General features: G+C 47.1%; 15 protein-coding genes and 2 pseudogenes. 16 read left to right on the top strand and 1 reads right to left on the bottom strand.

Going from position 1 to position 20,529, the window contains the following annotated elements:
- Window positions 1-74: 74 nt before the first annotated feature.
- The 16 genes and pseudogenes from ACGHVY_RS12230 (at window position 75) to ACGHVY_RS12155 (ending at window position 20,007) form a co-directional block, all read left to right on the top strand.
- Window positions 75-1,448, top strand: coding sequence for an NAD(P)/FAD-dependent oxidoreductase (locus ACGHVY_RS12230; protein ID WP_390599308.1), 1,374 nt, complete (start codon window positions 75-77; stop codon window positions 1,446-1,448).
- A 164-nt stretch (window positions 1,449-1,612) separates the two neighbouring features.
- Window positions 1,613-2,860 (top strand): efflux RND transporter periplasmic adaptor subunit, encoded by a 1,248-nt coding sequence (locus ACGHVY_RS12225; protein WP_390599307.1) that lies wholly within the window; start codon window positions 1,613-1,615, stop codon window positions 2,858-2,860.
- Between the two features lie 10 nt (window positions 2,861-2,870).
- Window positions 2,871-3,017, top strand: a pseudogene (locus ACGHVY_RS12220) (ABC transporter permease); the annotation flags it as partial.
- Between the two features lie 83 nt (window positions 3,018-3,100).
- Complete coding sequence (locus ACGHVY_RS12215) at window positions 3,101-5,713, top strand: ATP-binding protein (protein ID WP_390599306.1); 2,613 nt, start codon at window positions 3,101-3,103, stop codon at window positions 5,711-5,713.
- A gap of 131 nt (window positions 5,714-5,844) precedes the next feature.
- Window positions 5,845-7,335 (top strand): TolC family protein, encoded by a 1,491-nt coding sequence (locus ACGHVY_RS12210; RefSeq protein ID WP_390599305.1) that lies wholly within the window; start codon window positions 5,845-5,847, stop codon window positions 7,333-7,335.
- Between the two features lie 96 nt (window positions 7,336-7,431).
- Window positions 7,432-8,781 carry a sigma-54-dependent transcriptional regulator gene (locus ACGHVY_RS12205; RefSeq protein ID WP_390599304.1) on the top strand — a complete coding sequence of 450 codons (1,350 nt, stop codon included), beginning with the start codon at window positions 7,432-7,434 and terminating at the stop codon, window positions 8,779-8,781.
- A gap of 25 nt (window positions 8,782-8,806) precedes the next feature.
- Complete coding sequence (locus tag ACGHVY_RS12200) at window positions 8,807-10,099, top strand: sensor histidine kinase (protein WP_390599303.1); 1,293 nt, start codon at window positions 8,807-8,809, stop codon at window positions 10,097-10,099.
- A gap of 74 nt (window positions 10,100-10,173) precedes the next feature.
- Window positions 10,174-10,580, top strand: a pseudogene (locus tag ACGHVY_RS12195) (carboxypeptidase-like regulatory domain-containing protein); the annotation flags it as partial.
- A gap of 108 nt (window positions 10,581-10,688) precedes the next feature.
- Window positions 10,689-11,978, top strand: coding sequence for an inositol-3-phosphate synthase (locus tag ACGHVY_RS12190; protein ID WP_308746546.1), 1,290 nt, complete (start codon window positions 10,689-10,691; stop codon window positions 11,976-11,978).
- A gap of 90 nt (window positions 11,979-12,068) precedes the next feature.
- A complete protein-coding gene (locus ACGHVY_RS12185; RefSeq protein WP_167966379.1) occupies window positions 12,069-12,548 on the top strand; it encodes a phosphatidylglycerophosphatase A in 480 nt (159 codons plus the stop codon).
- 14 nt (window positions 12,549-12,562) lie between these two features.
- Window positions 12,563-13,030, top strand: coding sequence for a GtrA family protein (locus tag ACGHVY_RS12180; protein ID WP_308746547.1), 468 nt, complete (start codon window positions 12,563-12,565; stop codon window positions 13,028-13,030).
- A gap of 56 nt (window positions 13,031-13,086) precedes the next feature.
- Window positions 13,087-13,737 (top strand): CDP-alcohol phosphatidyltransferase family protein, encoded by a 651-nt coding sequence (locus ACGHVY_RS12175; RefSeq protein ID WP_308746548.1) that lies wholly within the window; start codon window positions 13,087-13,089, stop codon window positions 13,735-13,737.
- Between the two features lie 83 nt (window positions 13,738-13,820).
- The gene (locus tag ACGHVY_RS12170) at window positions 13,821-14,756 is read left to right on the top strand and encodes a phosphatase PAP2 family protein (protein WP_390599302.1); all 936 of its coding nucleotides are present in this window, start codon (window positions 13,821-13,823) and stop codon (window positions 14,754-14,756) included.
- A gap of 81 nt (window positions 14,757-14,837) precedes the next feature.
- Window positions 14,838-15,833 carry a lysylphosphatidylglycerol synthase transmembrane domain-containing protein gene (locus ACGHVY_RS12165; RefSeq protein WP_390599301.1) on the top strand — a complete coding sequence of 332 codons (996 nt, stop codon included), beginning with the start codon at window positions 14,838-14,840 and terminating at the stop codon, window positions 15,831-15,833.
- 184 nt (window positions 15,834-16,017) lie between these two features.
- The gene (locus tag ACGHVY_RS12160; RefSeq protein ID WP_390599300.1) at window positions 16,018-17,352 is read left to right on the top strand and encodes an ATP-binding protein; all 1,335 of its coding nucleotides are present in this window, start codon (window positions 16,018-16,020) and stop codon (window positions 17,350-17,352) included.
- Between the two features lie 108 nt (window positions 17,353-17,460).
- Window positions 17,461-20,007, top strand: coding sequence for a zinc-dependent metalloprotease (locus tag ACGHVY_RS12155; protein ID WP_390599299.1), 2,547 nt, complete (start codon window positions 17,461-17,463; stop codon window positions 20,005-20,007).
- Between the two features lie 62 nt (window positions 20,008-20,069).
- Here ACGHVY_RS12155 and ACGHVY_RS12150 read toward each other — a convergent pair whose 3' ends face one another.
- Complete coding sequence (locus ACGHVY_RS12150) at window positions 20,070-20,519, bottom strand: N-acetylmuramoyl-L-alanine amidase (protein WP_294554796.1); 450 nt, start codon at window positions 20,517-20,519, stop codon at window positions 20,070-20,072.
- Window positions 20,520-20,529: the final 10 nt, after the last annotated feature.

Raw genomic sequence — 20,529 nt, 5'->3', positions numbered from 1 at the left:
TGATAAAAGTTGGATACCGCAAAAACTTAATGGCTCATCCGCGTGTTATTATTTAGATAAAACATGATTGGAATATGAGTCTGAACATTGCAAAAAGTGATAAGAAACGTGTCGTCATAGTAGGCGGTGGTTTCGGTGGTCTGAAGTTGGCTAACAAGCTGAGAAAGTCAGACTTCCAAGTCGTATTGATAGATAAGAACAACTATCATCAGTTTCCCCCTTTGATATATCAGGTGGCTTCGGCGGGTATGGAACCTACTTCTATTTCCTTCCCTTTCCGCAAAATCTTCCAGCACCGGAAAGATTTCTATTTCCGTATGGCGGAAGTACGTGCCATTTTTCCGGAAAAGAATATAATCCAGACTTCCATAGGGAAAGTTGAATACGACTATCTGGTTCTGGCGGCAGGCACTACTACCAATTTCTTTGGTAACAAGCATATCGAGGAGGAAGCCATGCCGATGAAGAACGTTTCGGAAGCAATGGGACTGCGGAATGCTCTTTTGGCGAATTTGGAACGTGCGCTTACCTGTTCCACTAAACAGGAACAACAGGAATTATTGAATATTGTTATTGTAGGCGGTGGCGCCACCGGCATAGAAGTGGCGGGAATACTTTCTGAAATGAAGAGGTTTGTATTGCCGAATGATTATCCGGATATGCCCAGTAGCCTGATGCACATCTATCTGATTGAAGCAGGACCGAGATTGCTGGCCGGAATGTCGGAAGACTCTTCAGCCCATGTGGAGAAGTTTCTCCGTGAAATGGGTGTGAATATACTGCTGAACAAGCGTGTGACCGATTATCGTGACCACAAAGTCATACTTGAGGATGGTACTGAGATTGCCACGCGTACTTTTATATGGGTGAGTGGTGTCACCGGAGTGACTATTGGAAATATGGATGCTTCGTTGATAGGGCGTGGCGGACGTATCAAGGTCGATTCGTTCAACCGTGTGGAAGGAATGAATAATGTGTTTGCTATCGGCGACCAATGCATCCAGTCATCCGACGAAAGTTATCCGAACGGGCATCCCCAACTGGCACAAGTCGCTATCCAGCAAGGCGAATTGCTGGCGAAAAACTTGATACGCCTTGAAAAAGGACAGGAGATGAAGCCTTTCCATTATCGTAATCTGGGTTCGATGGCAACAGTGGGACGTAACCGTGCCGTTGCGGAATTTAGTAAGGTGAAGATGCAAGGGTGGTTTGCCTGGGTAATGTGGCTGGTCGTTCATTTGCGTTCTATTCTTGGAGTACGTAATAAGGTAGTAGTTCTTCTCAACTGGATATGGAATTATTTCACTTACGACCAGTCCATGCGTATGATTGTCTATGCCCGTAAGGCAAAGGAAATCCGTGACAGGGAGGCGGTTGAGGCAACTACCCACTTGGGGCAAGACTTGATACAAAAGAAGGAAACTCCTCAACAGGAAAAGAAACTGTAACAATGATATCAACTGGTTCTGAACGGTAAATCCGTACAGGGTGTTCGATTTCGGACACCCTTTCTTTTTGTCTATGGGCTCTTATTCAGAGATTTACGATTCTGGCACAGATTTGGTATATGAAATATCGGATTAATGCATGATAAAATCGTAAACGATAAGATATGGACAGAGAAATTCCCAAAGAGGTGCGTAAGAAGGAACGTAATAAAAAGATAATTCGTTATTCATCCATAGGGGTGGCAGGGATTATTGTCATTAGTGTGCTTATATCTGTATTGAGGACAGGGGTGGAGAAGAAAGAGCTGGTTCTTTCTACGGTCGATAAAGGAGTGGTCGAGGTAAGTGTCAGCGCTTCGGGAAGGGTAGTCCCCGCATTTGAAGAGATTATCAATTCTCCTATCAATTCCCGTATCCTCGAAATCTACAAAAAGGGGGGCGATAGTGTGGACGTAGGCACTCCGATTCTGAAACTTGACCTTCAAAGTACGGAAACACAGTATCAGAAACTTCTGGATGAAGAGAAAATGCGTCAGTATAAGCTCGACCAGCTCCGTGTCAACAGCCAGACCAAACTTTCCGATATGGCAATGCAGATTAAAGTTTCCGCCATGAAACTGAGCCGGATGAAAGTGGAACTGAGGAATGAACACTATCTGGACAGCCTTGGAGCGGGAACGACGGATAAAGTCCGTCAGGCGGAACTAAGTTATAATGTCGCGCAGCTCGAATACGAACAACTCCGACAGCAATATAAGAATGAACAGGAAGTGGCTGCCGCCGAACTGAAAGTGCAGGAACTAGACTTCAATATCTTCCGCAAGAGTCTGGCGGAGATGAAGCGTACCTTTGAAGATGCACAAATACGCTCTCCCCGCAAAGCCATTCTTACCTATATTAATAATCAGATTGGCGCGCAGATTTCGCAAGGCGAGCAGGTGGCTGTTATCTCTGATTTGAGTCACTTCAAAGTAGAAGGTGAGATTGCCGATACGTATGGTGACCGCGTGTCGGCAGGCGGAAAAGCAGTTGTGAAGATAGGCAGTGACAAACTGGAAGGAACCGTGAGCAGTGTGACACCGCTTTCCAAGAATGGAGTTATCTCCTTCACTGTTCAGTTGACGGAAGACAATCACCGTCGTTTGCGTTCGGGATTGAAGACAGATGTCTATGTGATGAATGCTGTGAAGGAAGACGTGATGCGCATTTCTAATGGCTCTTATTATGTGGGACGTGGTGAATACGAACTTTTTGTCTGTACATCCGAGAAAGAGATGGTCAAGCGTAAAGTACAGTTAGGAGATTCCAATTTTGAATATGTAGAAGTGACAGGCGGTTTGCAGCCGGGTGATAAGGTGGTTGTCAACGATATGAGTGCATATAAGAACAAGAATAAACTGAAGATTAAATAAATCGGATACAGGAAGTTATGATTGGGGAATTATCCGTTTTCTTATCACATTCGGTATCACTTATTTCCTGATGGATTTGATGATATTGTCCGATGCTTGTTTTCCAGTCCGCCAGGCAATCCGTAGACAGCCGGCAGAAGCATTGCGGAAGGAATAAAAATTCAAGGCTATTTGCATTGTTTTCAATATAATAACTTATCTTTGTGCGCATAATACTGAAAACTATGCAGGTTTTTGCTTATGAATAGACGATATTACTGCTTGTTTGTAGTTCTCTTTTTAGCTGTCCTCGTCCGGGCGGCAGCTTCGGAAAGTACATTCAATATACTCTTTATCCAGTCTTATACTTCCCAGACTCCTTGGCACAGTGACCTTAATCAAGGTTTGGTGAAAGGATTCAGAGAGAGTGGGGTGAAGGTGAATATTACGACAGAATATCTGGATGCTGATTTTTGGGCATTTAATTCAGAGAAAGTAATCATGCGACGTTTCTGTGAGCGTGCCCGTGAGCGTCGGACGGATTTGATTGTAACGGCGAGTGATGAGGCTTTCTATACGCTTTTCGCATGCGGGGACTCGTTGCCTTTGCAGATTCCGGTTGTCTTTTTCGGCATCAAGTATCCTGACAACAGGCTGCTTGCTACCCATCCCAATGTCTGCGGATTCACGGCAAACCCCGATTTTGATGTCATCTTGCGTCATGCGCAAAAGATATTTCCCCGGCGGAAAGAAGTTATTTGCGTGATAGACAATAGCTTTCTGAGTAATAAAGGTCGTGACGACTTTGAAGAAGAGTGGAAAACTTTCCAACAGGACAACCCTGATTATGAGATGAAAGTCTATAATACTCAGAATTATACCACCAGTCACATTATTGCTGCGATTTGTTATCCGCGCAATAGCTACGGTCGTATTGTGATAGTTCCCAAATGGTCTCCTTTCCTCTCGTTCGTAGGCAAGAACTCCAAAGCTCCGGTCTTTTCAAGCCAGAATGTAGGGTTGACCAACGGGGTGTTTTGCGCCTATGACAGTGATGCCTATGCTTCTGCGTTACTGGCAGGTCAAAGAGCTTCACAAGTATTGAAGGGCACATCCCCCCTGCATATCGGAGTAACGGAAGCCCCACAGGGATTTATATACGACTACAAGCAACTGGAATTTTTCCACGTCAATCCTGATAAAGCGACTGCCATCGGCGGAACCATTGTCAACGAACCCTATTGGGAGAAATACAAATTCCTCTTTATCCTTCTTTATCCGTCCATCCTGGCCTTGCTGATAGCATCTGTCGTATGGCTGATGCGTGCCAACCGTCGCGAATCCAAACGACGTGTGCAAGCACAGACCCGCCTGCTGGTACAGAACAAACTGGTAGAACAGCGCAATGAATTTGATAATGTCTTCCACTCCATCCGTGATGGCGTGATAACGTATGATACTGACTTGCATATCCATTTCACGAACCGTTCTTTATTGAGAATGCTCCATCTGCCGTACGAATCGGGCGGACGTTTTTATGAAGGTATGATGGCAGGCAGTATTTTCAATATTTATAATGAAGGGCAGGACATTCTTCATGAAATGTTGAAACGGGTAGCCCGTACGGGAGAAAGCGTGCAGATACCCCAAGGTTCTTTTATGAAAGAGGTGCACGGTGATAATTACTTCCCGGTATCCGGTGAGATAGTCCCGATTCTTTCGAAAGTGGGCATTACGGGTATGGCTCTTTCTGCGCGTAATATCTCGGATGAAGAAATGCAGAAGCGTTTCTTTGATATGGCATTGGACGGGAGTTCCATATACCCCTGGCAGTTTGATATGAAAGCCAATTGTTTTATTTTCCCGCAAGGTTTCCTTGTACGGATGGGATATGACGAATCAGTCACTACTATCACTCGTGAGGAGATGAACCGTACTATCCATCCGGATGATTTGAAGGAAATCATTCCGCAGTTTGATAAAGCATTGGCAGGGGGCAACAGTAATCCTCGTCTGAGTTTCCGCCAGCTTAATGCGAATGGCGAATATGAGTGGTGGGAATACCGTTCTTCCGCTATCAGTGGTCTGACGCAGGATTCACTGTACAGCATATTGGGGGTATGCCAAAGCATCCAGCGGTATAAGACGGCCGAACAGGAAATGCGGGAAGCGCGCGACAAAGCTCTTCAAGCAGACAAGTTGAAATCCGCTTTCCTGGCCAATATGAGCCACGAGATTCGCACCCCGTTGAATGCCATCGTAGGCTTCTCCGATTTATTGAGTGACACAAGCAGTTTCACGGAAGAAGAAGTCTCCCAGTTTATCGCGACTATTAATAAGAACTGCGGTTTGCTGCTGGCATTGATTAACGATATTCTTGACCTGTCCCGTATCGAGTCCGGAACGATGGAATTTGTGTTTGCAGAGCACAACCTGCCTTTACTTTTAAAGACTGTCCACGATTCGCAACGGCTGAATATGCCATCGGGCGTAGAACTGGTATTGCGTATGCCCGAAAGCGACAAGAAATATCTGAAAACGGATAATGTCCGCCTGCAGCAGGTAGTCAATAACCTGATTAATAACGCTGCTAAATTTACGAGCAGCGGATTTATCACCTTCGGCTACGAAGAAGACGAAGAACCCGGATATACCCGTATCTTTGTCGAAGATACCGGAGTCGGCATCTCGGAAGAAGGTATCCGGCATATCTTCGAACGGTTCTATAAAGTCGATAACTTTACACAAGGTGCAGGACTGGGATTGAGTATCTGCCAGACTATTGTCGAACGCTTGAAAGGCTCTATCTCCGTGACTTCCGAAGTGGGTAAAGGTACCCGCTTCACAGTGCGTCTTCCCAACTATTGCGAATAAACCCGAACGTCCGTTTTTGTGTATAGTGTTCGAAAATGAACACTATATTTATTTTATAATCGGTTGAAAATAAATAGCTTATTCTTTTGGCACATCGTTTGATTCTCCTTTAGTGGAAAATACTGTGCATAATGAAAAAGAAAAGTATATTAGTAGCCCTTGCCGCAGCTTGCCTTCCATTGGCATTGTCGGCACAGAAAGAAGGACAGACAGAAAGGGAGATAACCTTAAATGAAGCCATCGCAATGGCACGTTCGCAATCCGTTGATGCGGCTGTTGCCCTGAATGAACTGAAAACCGCCTATTGGGAATACCGTACCTTCCGTGCCGACCTTCTGCCGGAAGTCAACCTTACCGGCACTTTGCCCAATTACAACAAGTCATACAGCTCCTACCAGAACTCCAACGGTTCCTACAGCTTCGTCCGCAACAGTGCGCTGGGGCTTTCCGGTGAACTTTCCATCGACCAGAACATCTGGCTGACGGGTGGTAAACTCTCCCTGACTTCCTCTCTCGACTATATGAAGCAGCTCGGTTCCGACGGCGACCGCCAGTTCATGTCCGTCCCCGTAACCCTGAAACTTACCCAACCCATCTTCGGAGTGAACAACATCAAGTGGGACAGGCGCATCGAACCGGTGCGTTATGCCGAAGCGAAAGCCGCTTTCATCACCGCTACCGAAGAAGTGACGATGCGCGCCATCACCTATTACTTCAATCTCCTGCTGGCACGCGAGAACCTGAGCACCGCCCAACAGAACCGGAAGAATGCCGACCACCTCTACGAAGTAGCCCTTGCCAAACGGAAGATGGGGCAGATTTCCGAAAACGAACTCCTGCAACTCAAGCTTTCCGCCCTGAACGCGAAAGCTGCTTTGACGGAAGCGGAGAGCGACCTTAATGCCAAGATGTTCCAGCTCCGTGCTTTCCTGGGAGTAGGAGAGGATGAGATACTCCGCCCCGTCATTCCCGAAGCCGTAGACGGCTCAAAGATGGAATATAATACGGTATTGAACAAAGCGCTCGAACGTAACTCATTCGCGCAGAATATCCGTCGCCGCCAGTTGGAAGCCGACTATGAAGTGGCTACGGCACGCGGCAACCTGCGCAGCGTCGACCTCTTTGCCAGCATAGGATATACCGGAGAAAACCGTAACTTCCCCACCGTCTATAAAAACCTGCAAGATAACCAGATAGTGCAGGTAGGTGTCAAAATACCTATCCTGGATTGGGGAAAACGCCGCGGCAAAGTTCGTGTAGCCAAGAGCAACCGTGACGTGGTCCTTTCAAAGATTCGCCAGGAACAGATAAACTTCAATCAGGATATTTTCCTGCTGGTGGAACATTTTAATAACCAGGCGCAACAGTTGACTATCGCCAAAGAAGCCGACGCCATCGCCCGGCAACGCTACAAGACCAGTATCGAAACCTTCCTGATAGGCAAGATTAATACCCTCGACCTGAACGACGCGCAGAACTCCAAAGACCAGGCGAGACAAAAACATATTTCCGAACTTTATTATTATTGGTATTATTTCTATCAAATCCGCAGCCTGACGCTTTGGGATTTCCGTACCAACACTGAACTGGAAGCTGATTTTGATGAAATCATCCGGCAATAAAAAGTGAAAAGCATGAAAATGGTTGGTTATTTTTTGTAGATTTGCAGTATTGTAAAACACAAGAATGCTTCCTTTGATAAATAAAGAACATGAATCATGATTCTGATAATTGACGATGACAGTGTAGTGCGCTCTTCACTCAACTTTATGCTGAAACGGGCGGGATATGAAGCGCAGGCAGTTCCCTCTCCCCGGGAAGCCATGGACGTGGTGCGTTCCGCAACTCCCGATTTAATCCTGATGGATATGAATTTCACCCTTTCCACGACAGGCGAAGAAGGATTGACGCTGCTCAAACAAGTAAAGATATTCCGCCCCGAAACCCCGGTGATATTGATGACCGCCTGGGGAAGCATCCAACTTGCCGTGCAGGGAATGCAGGCAGGCGCCTTCGACTTCATCACAAAACCCTGGAACAACGCCGCCCTGTTGCGACGTATCGAAACCGCCCTGGAACTCTCGGCGACTTCCAAAGAAGCTACGCAGGAACAAAGCGACTCCTTCGACCGCAGCCACATCATCGGGCGCAGCCAGGGGCTGACGGACGTACTGAACACTATCGCCCGCATCGCAAAGACCAACGCTTCCGTACTAATCACGGGCGAGAGCGGCACAGGTAAGGAACTCATAGCCGAAGCTATCCATATCAACAGCCAGCGTGCTAAGCACCCGTTTGTGAAAGTCAATCTGGGCGGTATCTCTCAAAGCCTGTTCGAGAGCGAAATGTTCGGTCATAAGAAAGGAGCTTTCACCGATGCTTCCGCTGACCGTATCGGACGTTTCGAGATGGCGGACAAAGGCACCATCTTCCTGGATGAAATCGGTGACCTCGACCCTTCCTGCCAGGTGAAACTGCTGCGTGTATTGCAAGACCAGACCTTTGAGGTGCTCGGCGACAGTCGCCCCCGCAAGACCGACATCCGTGTAGTCTCCGCCACCAACGCCGAGTTGCATAAGATGGTGGGCGAACGTTCTTTCCGTGAAGACCTGTTCTACCGCATTAACCTGATAACAGTAAAACTGCCCGCCTTGCGTGAACGTCGTGAAGATATCCCGCTGCTGGCACGTCACTTTGCCGACCGCCAAGCCGCAGCCAACGGACTGCCTCACACGGACTTCTCCGCCGACGCCATGCAATTCCTGAGCCGTTTGCCTTTCCCCGGAAATATCCGTGAACTCAAGAATCTGGTAGAACGAACCATACTGGTAAGCGGCAAACCGCTTCTCGACGCTTCCGACTTCGACGCCCAGTACATTCGCCACGATGACGTAAAAGCAGCCGAAAGCGCATCTCTGGCAGGTATGACATTGGACGAGATAGAACGCCAGACCATTCTTCAGGCGTTGGAACGTTACAAAGGAAATTTGAGCCAGGTAGCTACGGCATTAGGCATCAGCCGTGCCGCACTCTACCGTCGTCTCGAAAAATATAATATTACTGTATAGGATTAACCATTAACCACAGATAAGCGTGCGTATAAAAGGACTATTTTTCATCCTCGTCTTCTTGTTGCTGGCACTGGGCGGCATATTGCTGTTCCTTTCCAGCCAACAGAACACGCTCTTCTTCTACATAGGTGAGGGACTGGTACTCTTCATCCTCATTTATCTGGCATTCTTCTATCGGAAGCTCATAAAACCTTTAAATACCATCGAAAGCGGCATGGACTTGCTGCGTGAGCAGGATTTCAGCAGCCGCCTGAGCCCGGTGGGACAATACGAAGCCGACCGTGTCGTGAATGTCTTCAACCGTATGATGGAGCAACTCAAGAACGAACGTCTCCGCCTGCGCGAACAGAATCATTTCCTCGACTTACTGATTAACGCTTCCCCGATGGGCGTCATTATCACCACCCTTGACGACGACCTCTCGCAACTCAACCCGATGGCATTGAAAATGCTGGGTGTCCGCCCGGAAGACGTGCAAGGCAAGAAGATGAACGAGATAGACTCCCCGCTAGCCATGGAACTTGCCAACGTTCCGAAAGGCGCGACAACCACCGTCCGCCTGAACGACTCCAATATCTACCGTTGCACTCACTCTTCCTTTATCGACCATGGATTCCAACACCCTTTCTTCCTCGTCGAAAGCCTGACGGACGAAGTGATGAAAGCCGAAAAGAAAGCCTACGAGAAGGTAATCCGCATGATAGCCCATGAAGTGAACAACACGACTGCCGGCATCACTTCCACGCTGGACACCGTAGAACAAGCCCTCTCCACCGAAGAAGGTATGGACGACATCTGCGACGTGATGCGTGTATGCACCGAACGCTGCTTCTCCATGAGCCGTTTCATCACCCGCTTTGCCGACGTTGTGAAGATACCCGAACCCACCGTCTCGCCCGTCAACCTGAACGATCTGGCTTTTACCTGCAAACGCTTCATGGAAGGTATGTGCAACGACTGCCGTATCAAGCTCCGTCTGAAAATAGACGAAGACCTGAAAGATGTCATGCTGGACGCCGCCCTTTTCGAGCAAGTACTTGTGAACATCATCAAGAACGCCGCCGAAAGCATCGAAACAGACGGCGAAATCATCATCCGTACCCTGTCTCCCGCCACTATCGAAATCACAGACAACGGCAAAGGCATCAGCAAAGAAACGGAAGCGAAACTGTTCAGCCCATTCTTCTCCACCAAACCGAACGGTCAGGGCATCGGCCTTATCTTTATCCGCGAAGTACTGATGCGCCATGGATGCACCTTCTCCTTGCGGACTTATGCCGACGGATTGACCAGATTCCGGATTGTTTTTCCTTAATTGTGTCAAATAAGAACAGTTCCTCCGCCAAACAGACCTTTTGGGGGAGTTTAAATACCCGTATCTTTCCCGTCAATGCCAACCTTTCCTATACCATCCGGTAGAATCTTACTCATTGATGAACACAATGGGGTTTATGAACGATGAGTACTTCTCATGGGATGTTACCTATTTCCTCAACGGGTGGTTGTTCGACCGCGTGCCGTTGTTGAGAAAACTGAAATGGCGTGAAATAGTTTCCTGTCGTGGGCTGTACGGACATTTGAGCGACAAGAACAATCCCGCTTTCAGTGATGATTTGTTCGCTTTTCCGATTGCGGATACCCGTACAATGGGAAAAACGCCTTACGTAGAAGCCGGGATAGGTATTGAAAACATTTTTAAGGTATTACGTTTGGAATACGTGTGGCGGCTTACTTACCGCGATTCTCCGGGAATCGACAAGTCCGGTTTGAGAATAAGTCTCCACATGACCTTTTAAAAGTTAAATCCTGCTAATTGCAATGTTTATATAGCAAACAAAGCTCGTTTTAGTAATTAATTAATCTTATTTTTGCATCAATTTTAGTTTAATTTTAATAGAATAGAAATGAAACAAGAAATTAAACCCGCTACCGGACGTCTCGGTGTGTTGGTAGTTGGAGTCGGCGGTGCAGTTGCCACCACAATGATTGTAGGTACACTAGCCTCTCGCAAGGGACTGGCAAAACCGATAGGATCTATTACCCAGTTAGCCACAATGCGCATGGAAAACAACGAAGAAAAACTCATCAAGGACGTTGTGCCTTTGACGGATTTGAACGACATTGTTTTCGGCGGATGGGACATTTTCCCGGACAACGCATACGAAGCTGCTATGTACGCTGAGGTCTTGAAAGAAAAAGACCTGAACGGAGTGAAAGACGAATTGGAAGCCATCAAACCGATGCCGGCTGCTTTCGACCACAACTGGGCAAAACGTCTGAACGGAACACATATCAAGAAAGCTGCTACCCGCTGGGAAATGGTGGAACAACTTCGCCAGGATATCCGCGACTTCAAGGCTGCCAACAACTGCGAACGCGTCGTTGTGCTTTGGGCTGCAAGTACTGAAATCTACATTCCATTGTCTGACGAGCACATGTCACTCGCTGCTTTGGAAAAAGCAATGAAGGAAAACAATACCGAAGTGATTTCTCCGAGTATGTGTTATGCATATGCCGCTATCGCAGAAGATGCTCCGTTCGTAATGGGTGCTCCCAACTTGTGCGTAGATACTCCTGCCATGTGGGAATTTTCCAAGCAAAAGCAAGTGCCTATCTCAGGCAAGGACTTCAAGAGCGGTCAGACATTGATGAAAACCGTATTGGCTCCGATGTTCAAAACCCGTATGCTGGGTGTGAACGGCTGGTTCTCTACCAATATCCTCGGCAACCGCGACGGTGAAGTGCTCGACGATCCGGACAACTTCAAGACAAAAGAAGTCAGCAAGCTGTCTGTTATCGACACTATCTTCGAACCCGAAAAATATCCTGATCTCTACGGAGACGTTTACCATAAAGTACGTATCAACTACTATCCGCCCCGCAAGGACAACAAAGAGGCATGGGACAATATCGACATCTTCGGATGGATGGGTTACCCGATGGAAATCAAGGTGAACTTCCTTTGCCGCGACTCTATCCTTGCCGCTCCTATCGCACTCGACCTCGTATTGTTCAGTGACCTGGCAATGCGTGCAGGTATGTGTGGCATCCAGACCTGGCTGTCATTCTTCTGCAAGAGCCCGATGCACGATTTCGAGCACCAGCCGGAACACGACTTGTTCACTCAATGGAGAATGGTAAAACAGACATTGCGTAACATGATCGGTGAAAAAGAACCTGATTATTTGGCTTAATTCGGGAAGATGTTCCTGAAAAATATATAAACTTTCCCCTTCTTCAGCAAGGGGAAAGTTTTGTTATTCTTATACACTCTATTGCAAATAATGAAACGACCTTCCTTTCTACCTGTTTTTATAGGCACGGGCTTTGGCTCCGGTTTTTCTCCTTTTGCTCCCGGCACGGCTGGGGCGTTGTTGGCTTCTATCATTTGGATTGCACTTTATTTCCTGTTTCCCTTTACTACCGTTTTATGGATTACCGCCGTTTTGGTGATTGTATTTACATTCGCCGGCATCTGGGCTGCGGACAAGTTGGAGCCTTATTGGGGGGAAGACCCTTCGCGCGTGGTAGTAGACGAGATGGTGGGAGTGTGGATACCGTTGCTGGCTGTACCGAATGATGAGAACTGGTTTTGGTACGTCATCGCGGCTTTTGTCCTGTTCCGTGCATTTGATATTGCCAAACCGCTTGGCGTCCGCAAGATGGAGAGCCTGAAAGGTGGAGTAGGGGTTATGATGGACGATATTTTGGCGGGAGTGTATAGTTTTATTTTGTTAGTGGGAGCGAGATGGGTGATTGGCTGAAAAAGATTGCGCGGATGATTTCCCAGAAAGGCGGCTTCTTCATGTTTTTGAGGGCACAGCTTTCTGCTCAGATGGCAACCATTGCAGACTTTCTCGTAACGATTCTTCTGGTAAGGCTGTTCGATGTCTACTATGTATATGCTACCTTGGCGGGTGCCATCTACGGGGGAATTGTCAATTGCATCATTAATTATAAATGGACATTTAAGTCGAAAGGCAAAAAAACGAATGTGGCTGCCAAGTTTGTCATTGTGTGGCTTTGCAGCGTTTGGCTGAACACATGGGGGACATATGCGCTGACGGAGTCTTTGGCGAAGATTCCCTGGGTGCGGGATACGCTCAGTCTCTATTTCGGTGATTTTTTCATTATACCCAAGGTGGTAGTGGCGGTAATCGTCGCGCTGTTCTGGAATTATAATATGCAGCGTCTCTTTGTTTACCGTAATATAGACATAAGGAGCTTGTTCGGAAGAAGAGACTGAAGAAATTGAAGAACTTGAAATAAACAGAAGATTTAGATATAAACAGATTTAGACACATGAATTACAGAGATTATTTACAACAGCTGATTTATAAGATTATCAATCCTTTGATACACGGGATGATTAAAATAGGAATCACTCCCAACTTCATCACCACTACCGGATTTATCCTGAATGTGGTAGCGGCGGGTATGTTCGTTTATGCCGGAATCTATGGTGGAGAAAACGACCTTGCCATCATCGGATGGGCAGGCGGTGTGATTCTGTTTGCCGGACTGTTCGATATGATGGACGGACGTGTAGCCCGCCTGGGTAACATGAGTTCCAAATTCGGCGCGCTTTACGACTCGGTGCTCGACCGTTACAGCGAACTGATGACTTTCTTCGGTATCTGCTACTACCTGTCAATGAAAGATTATTTCCTTTATGCACTTATCGCTTTCGTGGCGCTTATCGGTTCATTGATGGTAAGTTACGTCCGTGCACGTGCCGAAGGCTTGGGGATAGAATGTAAGGTAGGATTCATGCAACGCCCCGAACGCGTGGTGCTGACCAGTCTCGGTGCTTTATTTTGTGGCGTATTTAAAGACATCACCGCTTTCGAACCGATTCTGATATTAATCGTTCCTCTGACTTTAGTTGCTGTATTAGCCAATATCACAGCCTTTGCGCGTGTGAGACATTGCTACAAAGCAATGAAAGAATAATTATTCAATATGCCGATAAGTTGGTACGCCAGTCAGGAAAAGACCGGCATATTTTCTGATTGGCACATAAACGCAATCTTATAATGATAAAGAACATTCAAAAGCCATCGAAGAGAGAAGCCCTTACCGTCCTGGTCATCATGGCCCTCTTTCTTTTATTGACGAGCATTTTCATCGGACTTCGTTCCGAGCACTTGCTGATGGCGATACTCTACCTGGTCTTATTCTTTGCCGGACTGCCTACCCGCAAACTGGCAGTAGCCCTGTTGCCTTTCGCTATTTTCGGAATCTCATATGACTGGATGCGTATCTGTCCCAACTACGAAGTGAACCCGATTGACGTGGCAGGACTTTACAACCTGGAGAAATCCCTCTTCGGCGTGATGGACAACGGCATCCTCGTCACTCCCTGCGAATACTTTGCCGCGCACAACTGGGCGATAGCCGACGTCTTTGCCGGAATCTTCTACCTCTGCTGGGTTCCCGTCCCCATTTTGTTCGGCCTTTGCCTGTACTTCAAGAAGGAGAGAAAAACGTACCTTCGCTTTGCCATGGTATTCCTTTTCGTCAACTTAATCGGTTTCGCCGGTTATTATATCCACCCTGCCGCTCCCCCTTGGTACGCCATCAACTACGGCTTCGAACCGATACTGAACACTCCGGGCAATGTAGCGGGCTTGGGACGCTTCGACGCTTTCTTCGGAGTATCAATCTTCGATTCTATCTACGGGCGCAATGCGAATGTTTTTGCCGCGGTACCTTCATTGCATGCGGCCTATATGGTCGTAGCCCTGGTATATGCCATCATCGGCAAATGCAAATGGTATGTCATTACCCTCTTCTCTATCATTATGGCAGGCATCTGGGGAACAGCCGTTTATTCCTGCCATCACTATATTATCGACGTATTGCTTGGCATCTCATGCGCATTGGCAGGCTGGCTGATATTCGAATATGTATTGATGAAAATCCCGGCATTCCGAAGATTCTTCGACAGATACTATACATATATAAAGTAGTAGTATCTGCAATTATATTTTAGATATTCTATAATGGAAAATTCGGCAGTTGCGACTGCCGATGTGTAAACAAGTGTATAAGTGAAGAACAAATACCGCAATATATTCCTCGCCTTCGGCATCATCGCCGTCCTGATAATGATATTCACTTTTGACATGGATTATCAGGAACTTTGGGCGAACTTGAAGCGTGCGGGAATATATTTACCCTTGATTTTACTACTATGGCTATTCGTCTACCTTATTAATACCACCTCGTGGTATATCATCATCCGTAGTGGTGGCAAGACCGGTTTCTCATTTGCCCGGCTCTACAAATTTACCGTCACGGGCTTCGCGCTCAATTATGTGACCCCCGTCGGACTGATGGGCGGTGAGCCGTATCGTATCATGGAACTGAAACCTTACGTCGGCATAGAAAGAGCCACATCTTCCGTGATTCTCTATGTGATGATGCATATCTTTTCCCACTTTTGCTTTTGGCTAAGTTCCGTGCTGCTCTACGTCTGCCTGTATCCGGTAGGGTGGGTGATGGGCATTATCTTAGCAGCTATCACCCTATTCTGCCTGCTGATTACCATCCTTTTTATAAAAGGTTATCGCCACGGAATGGCAGTAGCCTGTGTCCGCATGGGCAGCCATATCCCTTTCTTGAAAAAGAAAGTGCTCCGCTTTGCCGAAACTCACCGGGAAAAACTTGAAAATATAGATACACAAATCGCCCTTCTCCACCAGCAAAAGAAACGTACCTTTTACGCAGCCCTCTTTCTCGAATATACAGCCCGTGTCGTTAGCTGCCTTGAAATATGGCTGATACTGAACGTATTGACAACGAACGTCAGCTTTGCCGACTGCTGCCTGATTGCCGCTTTCTCCTCTTTGCTCGCTAATCTTTTATTCTTCTTGCCGATGCAGTTAGGCGGACGTGAAGGCGGATTCGCCCTCGCCGTAGGCGGTCTTTCCCTCTCCGGCGCTTACGGAGTCTATGCTGCATTGATTACCCGCGTGCGCGAAATGGTCTGGATTGTCATCGGACTTGCTCTGATGAAAGTTGGCAATAAGAAGAAAAACGAGTAACTTTTTTAGTGTCTACTTTATAGAGCTGCTGCAACAATTTGAGTACAACAGTCTATCTTGCCCCCTTTTTGGAACAAAATCGAACCACTTTTGCCCCATTTTTGAAACAAAAAAGGATATGTTTTGCCCCATTTTTGGAATATTTTCATAACTTTGTTATTGAAAATCAATAAGTTTATAACTCATGTTTAAAAGAGATATATTATTCCATTTGGAAAGATGGAAAGAAGACACCCATAGAAAGCCTTTAATCTTGCGTGGAGCAAGACAAGTCGGTAAAACGACGGTAGTAAATGAATTCGGAAAACAGTTTGAGAATTACCTTTCTTTGAATTTGGAGAAACGGGAAGCAGCGGGTTTGTTTGAACTAGCCGTGCCGTTAAAAGATTTGATGCCCCTGTTTTTTGCACATTGTGGCAAAACGAAGAAAGAGGGAAATACATTGCTTTTTATTGATGAGATTCAAAACTCGGCAAGGGCGGTGGCATTGCTACGTTATTTCTATGAAGAACTGCCGGATATCTATGTCATTGCTGCCGGTTCATTATTAGAAAATCTGGTAGATGTACATATCTCATTTCCTGTAGGGAGAGTGCAATACATGGCACTACGTCCTTGTTCGTTTCGCGAGTTTTTAGGGGCTATTGGCGAAGAATCCTTGTTGCCGGTTTTGGATAAGCCTGAAATAACCCTTGCTTTCCATGACCGTCTGATGCTGCTGTTCAATGTATATACCCTTATCGGGGGAATGCCGGAAGTGGTTCAACTTTATGCAGAGCGCAGAGATATTTTATCTTTGGAGTCCACTTATGAAACACTTCTTCAAGGGTATCGGGATGATGTGGAAAAGTATGCTCAGGGCAGGAAACTTCCCGAAGTCATTCGTTTTATACTAAAGGAAGGATGGCATAAAGCGGGACAAGCTGTAACTTTAGGCGGATTTGCCGGTTCGTCCTATAATGCCCGTGAAGTAGGAGAGGCTTTTCGTTTATTAGAAAAAGCGATGCTGCTGGAGCTGGTCTATCCTACTACGGCTACTGAGGTTCCCGCAACTCCGGAAATAAAGCGCATGCCGAAACTGGTTTGGCTGGATACGGGATTGGTCAATTATGCGGCACAGGTGCAGAAAGAAGTTTTGGGGGCAAAAGATATCATGGATGCCTGGCGTGGTATGATAGCAGAGCAGGTTGTAGCGCAGGAGTTGTTGACACTGACAGATAAAGTCAGCCAGAAACGTTGTTTCTGGGTGCGCAATAAGAGCGGTTCTAATGCGGAAGTCGACTTTGTCTGGGTACAGGATTCTATGATTTATCCTATTGAAGTCAAGTCCGGTCATAATGCTCATTTGCGTTCTTTGCATTCATTCATGAATCTTTCTTCGCAGACTCTTGCCGTCAGGGTATGGTCACAACCTTACTCCGTAGATGAAGTAAAGACAACGGACGGAAAAAATTTCAAATTGATAAATATTCCTTTCTATCTTGTCGGAAAACTAGACAACATCTTGCGCCAATATTGAACAGGAAAAGAAATAATTTATGTCGCTTTGTAAAAATAAGATAGTATGATTTGGATAGCTCACATGAATAGTTAACTTTGCAGTTACTAACATCTTAAAAATAAAAGCATGAGAAAACTAACTACCCTTTTGTTGCTCCTGGCAATGTTGATTCCGACAGCCGGAGCACAGTCTACCGACCTCTTTAAGAAGAAGAAAAAAAAGAAAAGTGCTACCGAAATGGCTGCCGACAAAGCTAAAGCCGACTCCATAGCCAAAGTCAAAAAATCCCCTTTCCAACCTTACGCAAGTGTAATCACCAATAAAGCCAAGACGATGAATGGCTTCTTCAAAGTGCATTGCATAGAAGGAAAATACTTCTTCGAGATACCTGATTCACTGTTCGGACGCGACATACTGATTGTGAACCGTATTGTAAAAGCCCCGGTAGACAAGCAGAAGCGCAAAGCCGGTTACCCCGGCGACCATATCAGCGACGAAGTAATCCGCTTCGAACTGGGACGTGACAACAAACTGTTTATCCGCCAAATCTCCTATCTGGAACATTCTACCGATACACTGGGAATGTATCAGGCAGTATTGAACTCCAACGTCCAGCCCATCGTCGCCACCTTCCCGCTGAAGACAATGCGCAAAGACAGCCTGACGAAAAATTACGTAATCGAAATGACCGACTTTATCCGCAAGGACGGCGATATGTTCTCTTTCTCCAACTTTGCGAAAGACAATATCGGCGCAACCTCAATGATACCCGACGCCAGCTACATCGACACACTGAAAGCCTTCCCTCAAAATATCGAAGTCCGCACCGTGCGCACCTTCCAGCGCAAACCGCCCATGGGCAGCCCTATGGAGAAAATGATGGCTCAATATTACAATTCCACCGGCCCTATGACCTACGAATTGAACAGCTCCATGCTGCTTCTTCCCAAAGAACCGATGAAACCGAGACTGTTCGATGCCCGCGTAGGCTACTTCGCAGTCGGTTACAAAGACTTTGACGGCAACCCGCATGGTATGAAATACAAAGCGAACATCACCCGCTGGCGTCTCGAACCGAAAGACGAGGACAAGGAAAAATACCTGAGAGGCGAACTTGTAGAACCCAAGAAACCAATTGTCATCTACATCGACCCCGCCACTCCTAAAAAGTGGGTTCCCTACCTGATTCAAGGAGTCAACGACTGGCAGAAAGCCTTTGAAAAAGCCGGCTTCAAGAACGCCATCATCGGCAAAGAAGCCCCCACGGACGACCCGACATGGAGCCTGGAAGACGCCCGCCACTCGGCTATCGTCTATAAACCATCCGACATTCCTAACGCAAGCGGCCCTCACGTACACGACCCCCGCAGCGGTGAAATCCTCGAAACGCACATCAACTGGTATCACAACGTAATGCTCCTGCTCTACAACTGGTATATCGTACAAGCCGGAGCCATCGACCCGGGAGCACGCAAACCCCAGTTTGACGATGAACTGATGGGTGAACTGATTCGTTTCGTATCTTCCCATGAGGTAGGTCACACACTGGGCTTGCGTCATAACTTCGGCTCTTCCGCCACCGTCCCGGTAGAAAAACTGCGAGACAAAGCATGGGTAGAAGCCAACGGCCACACCCCGTCCATCATGGACTACGCACGTTTCAACTACATCGCCCAGCCGGAAGACAATATCTCACGTGCCGGAATCTTCCCCCGCATCGGTATCTACGACGACTGGTCTATCGAATGGGGCTACCGCTGGATGCCTGAATTTGAGACGGCAGAAGCTGAACTCCCCTATATGAACAAGTGGATTATCAGCAAACTGAAGGAAGACAAACGTTACACCTTCGGCACGGAAACCGACCGTGACGACCCCCGCAACCAGAACGAGGACTTGGGAGACGACGCAGTGCTGGCAGGCACATACGGCATCAAGAATCTGAAACGTATCATGCCCGAAGTCATCAACTGGACATACGAACCGAACGAGGGCTACCAAAAGGCAAGCACCTTATACAGCAACGTAGCCGGACAATTCTCCCTGTATATGGGACATGTAGCAACCAATGTCGCCGGTATTTACAGCACCCCGATTTCGGTAGAACAGACCGACGTGAAAGCAGTAGAATTTGTGCCGAAGGATATGCAGAAGAAAGCTGTGACATTCTTGAACAAAGAATTATTCACCACGCCCACCTGGTTGATGGACGACAAACTGACAGAAAAGGCCGGAGTCAATACCTTCAATTATATCTTCCGCGTGCAGAGTAACATATTGAAGCGCTTGCTTAGCAGCCGCACGCTGGACAAAATGACAACCAACGAACTGATGAACGGCAATAAAGCCTATACTTCCAATGAAATGTTCCAAGACCTGAAGAAAGGTATCTGGAGCGACCTCAGAGGTGGCAAGAAGCCCGACTTCAATCAGCGTGCTTTGCAAAAAGTCTATGTGAACGCCTTGATTGCCATGCTCGACAAGCCGAAAAATAACTCTAATCCGATGAGTTATTCCCCGGATTCCCCTTCGGAAGCGCCTGCCATTGCCCGCGGACAACTGGTAAGTCTTAGAAGTGAACTGAACAGTGCGGCAAGTGCTTCAAGTGGCATATACAAGAGCCATTATCAGAACTTGAAAGCATTGATTGATACAGCATTTGATGCTAAGTAAAAGGATTATAAATAACAAAAAGCGGCTCGTATAGCAACGAGCCGCTTTCTTTTTTGGGGGGATTACACTTTTCCCCAGCCAGTCTCAGCATCAAAGCAAGGGCAAGCCTTAATCCATTCTTCCGGCTCAATCTCCCCATTCCCGTTCAAGTCCGGGCTCAAATCCCGATGCCCGCATACCCGGCAACCCGGATAATCCTTCAGCAGAGTAAGAATCAACACCCGCAGAGAATGTTTCTGCCACTCGGTACGCGTATCCTTCGGCCGTCCTTTACTGTCAAGTCCGCCCTCATAACAAATACCGATACTCTCACTATTGAAACCTTTCGCATGCGCTCCGATTTTCTCTATCGCCCGGGTAGACTTGATATCCCCATTCTTCCGGATATAGAAATGATACCCCGCTCCGTTGAATCCCCGTCTGCGATGGCAGACATCCAAGTCATATTCCGTAAAGTCCCTGTCCTCACGTGTAGCGGAACAGTGGACTACTATCAGGTTTATAGGTCGCATCACTTCCGTC

Origin of the sequence: Bacteroides sp. f07 (assembly GCF_042854785.1) — a bacterium.
Taxonomy (GTDB): domain Bacteria; phylum Bacteroidota; class Bacteroidia; order Bacteroidales; family Bacteroidaceae; genus Bacteroides.
The sequence above is the reverse complement of the archived record's forward strand: the minus strand, read 5'-3'. Positions and strand labels throughout refer to the sequence as shown.

Coding starts and splice junctions, on each gene's coding strand:
- ACGHVY_RS12160 (WP_390599300.1), top strand. CDS start 16,018: ATGTTTAAAAGAGATATATTATTCCATTTGGAAAGATGGAAAGAAGAC.
- ACGHVY_RS12190 (WP_308746546.1), top strand. CDS start 10,689: ATGAAACAAGAAATTAAACCCGCTACCGGACGTCTCGGTGTGTTGGTA.
- ACGHVY_RS12205 (WP_390599304.1), top strand. CDS start 7,432: ATGATTCTGATAATTGACGATGACAGTGTAGTGCGCTCTTCACTCAAC.
- ACGHVY_RS12210 (WP_390599305.1), top strand. CDS start 5,845: ATGAAAAAGAAAAGTATATTAGTAGCCCTTGCCGCAGCTTGCCTTCCA.
- ACGHVY_RS12215 (WP_390599306.1), top strand. CDS start 3,101: ATGAATAGACGATATTACTGCTTGTTTGTAGTTCTCTTTTTAGCTGTC.
- ACGHVY_RS12225 (WP_390599307.1), top strand. CDS start 1,613: ATGGACAGAGAAATTCCCAAAGAGGTGCGTAAGAAGGAACGTAATAAA.
- ACGHVY_RS12170 (WP_390599302.1), top strand. CDS start 13,821: ATGATAAAGAACATTCAAAAGCCATCGAAGAGAGAAGCCCTTACCGTC.
- ACGHVY_RS12175 (WP_308746548.1), top strand. CDS start 13,087: ATGAATTACAGAGATTATTTACAACAGCTGATTTATAAGATTATCAAT.
- ACGHVY_RS12185 (WP_167966379.1), top strand. CDS start 12,069: ATGAAACGACCTTCCTTTCTACCTGTTTTTATAGGCACGGGCTTTGGC.
- ACGHVY_RS12150 (WP_294554796.1), bottom strand. CDS start 20,519: ATGCGACCTATAAACCTGATAGTAGTCCACTGTTCCGCTACACGTGAG.
- ACGHVY_RS12230 (WP_390599308.1), top strand. CDS start 75: ATGAGTCTGAACATTGCAAAAAGTGATAAGAAACGTGTCGTCATAGTA.
- ACGHVY_RS12155 (WP_390599299.1), top strand. CDS start 17,461: ATGAGAAAACTAACTACCCTTTTGTTGCTCCTGGCAATGTTGATTCCG.
- ACGHVY_RS12180 (WP_308746547.1), top strand. CDS start 12,563: ATGATTTCCCAGAAAGGCGGCTTCTTCATGTTTTTGAGGGCACAGCTT.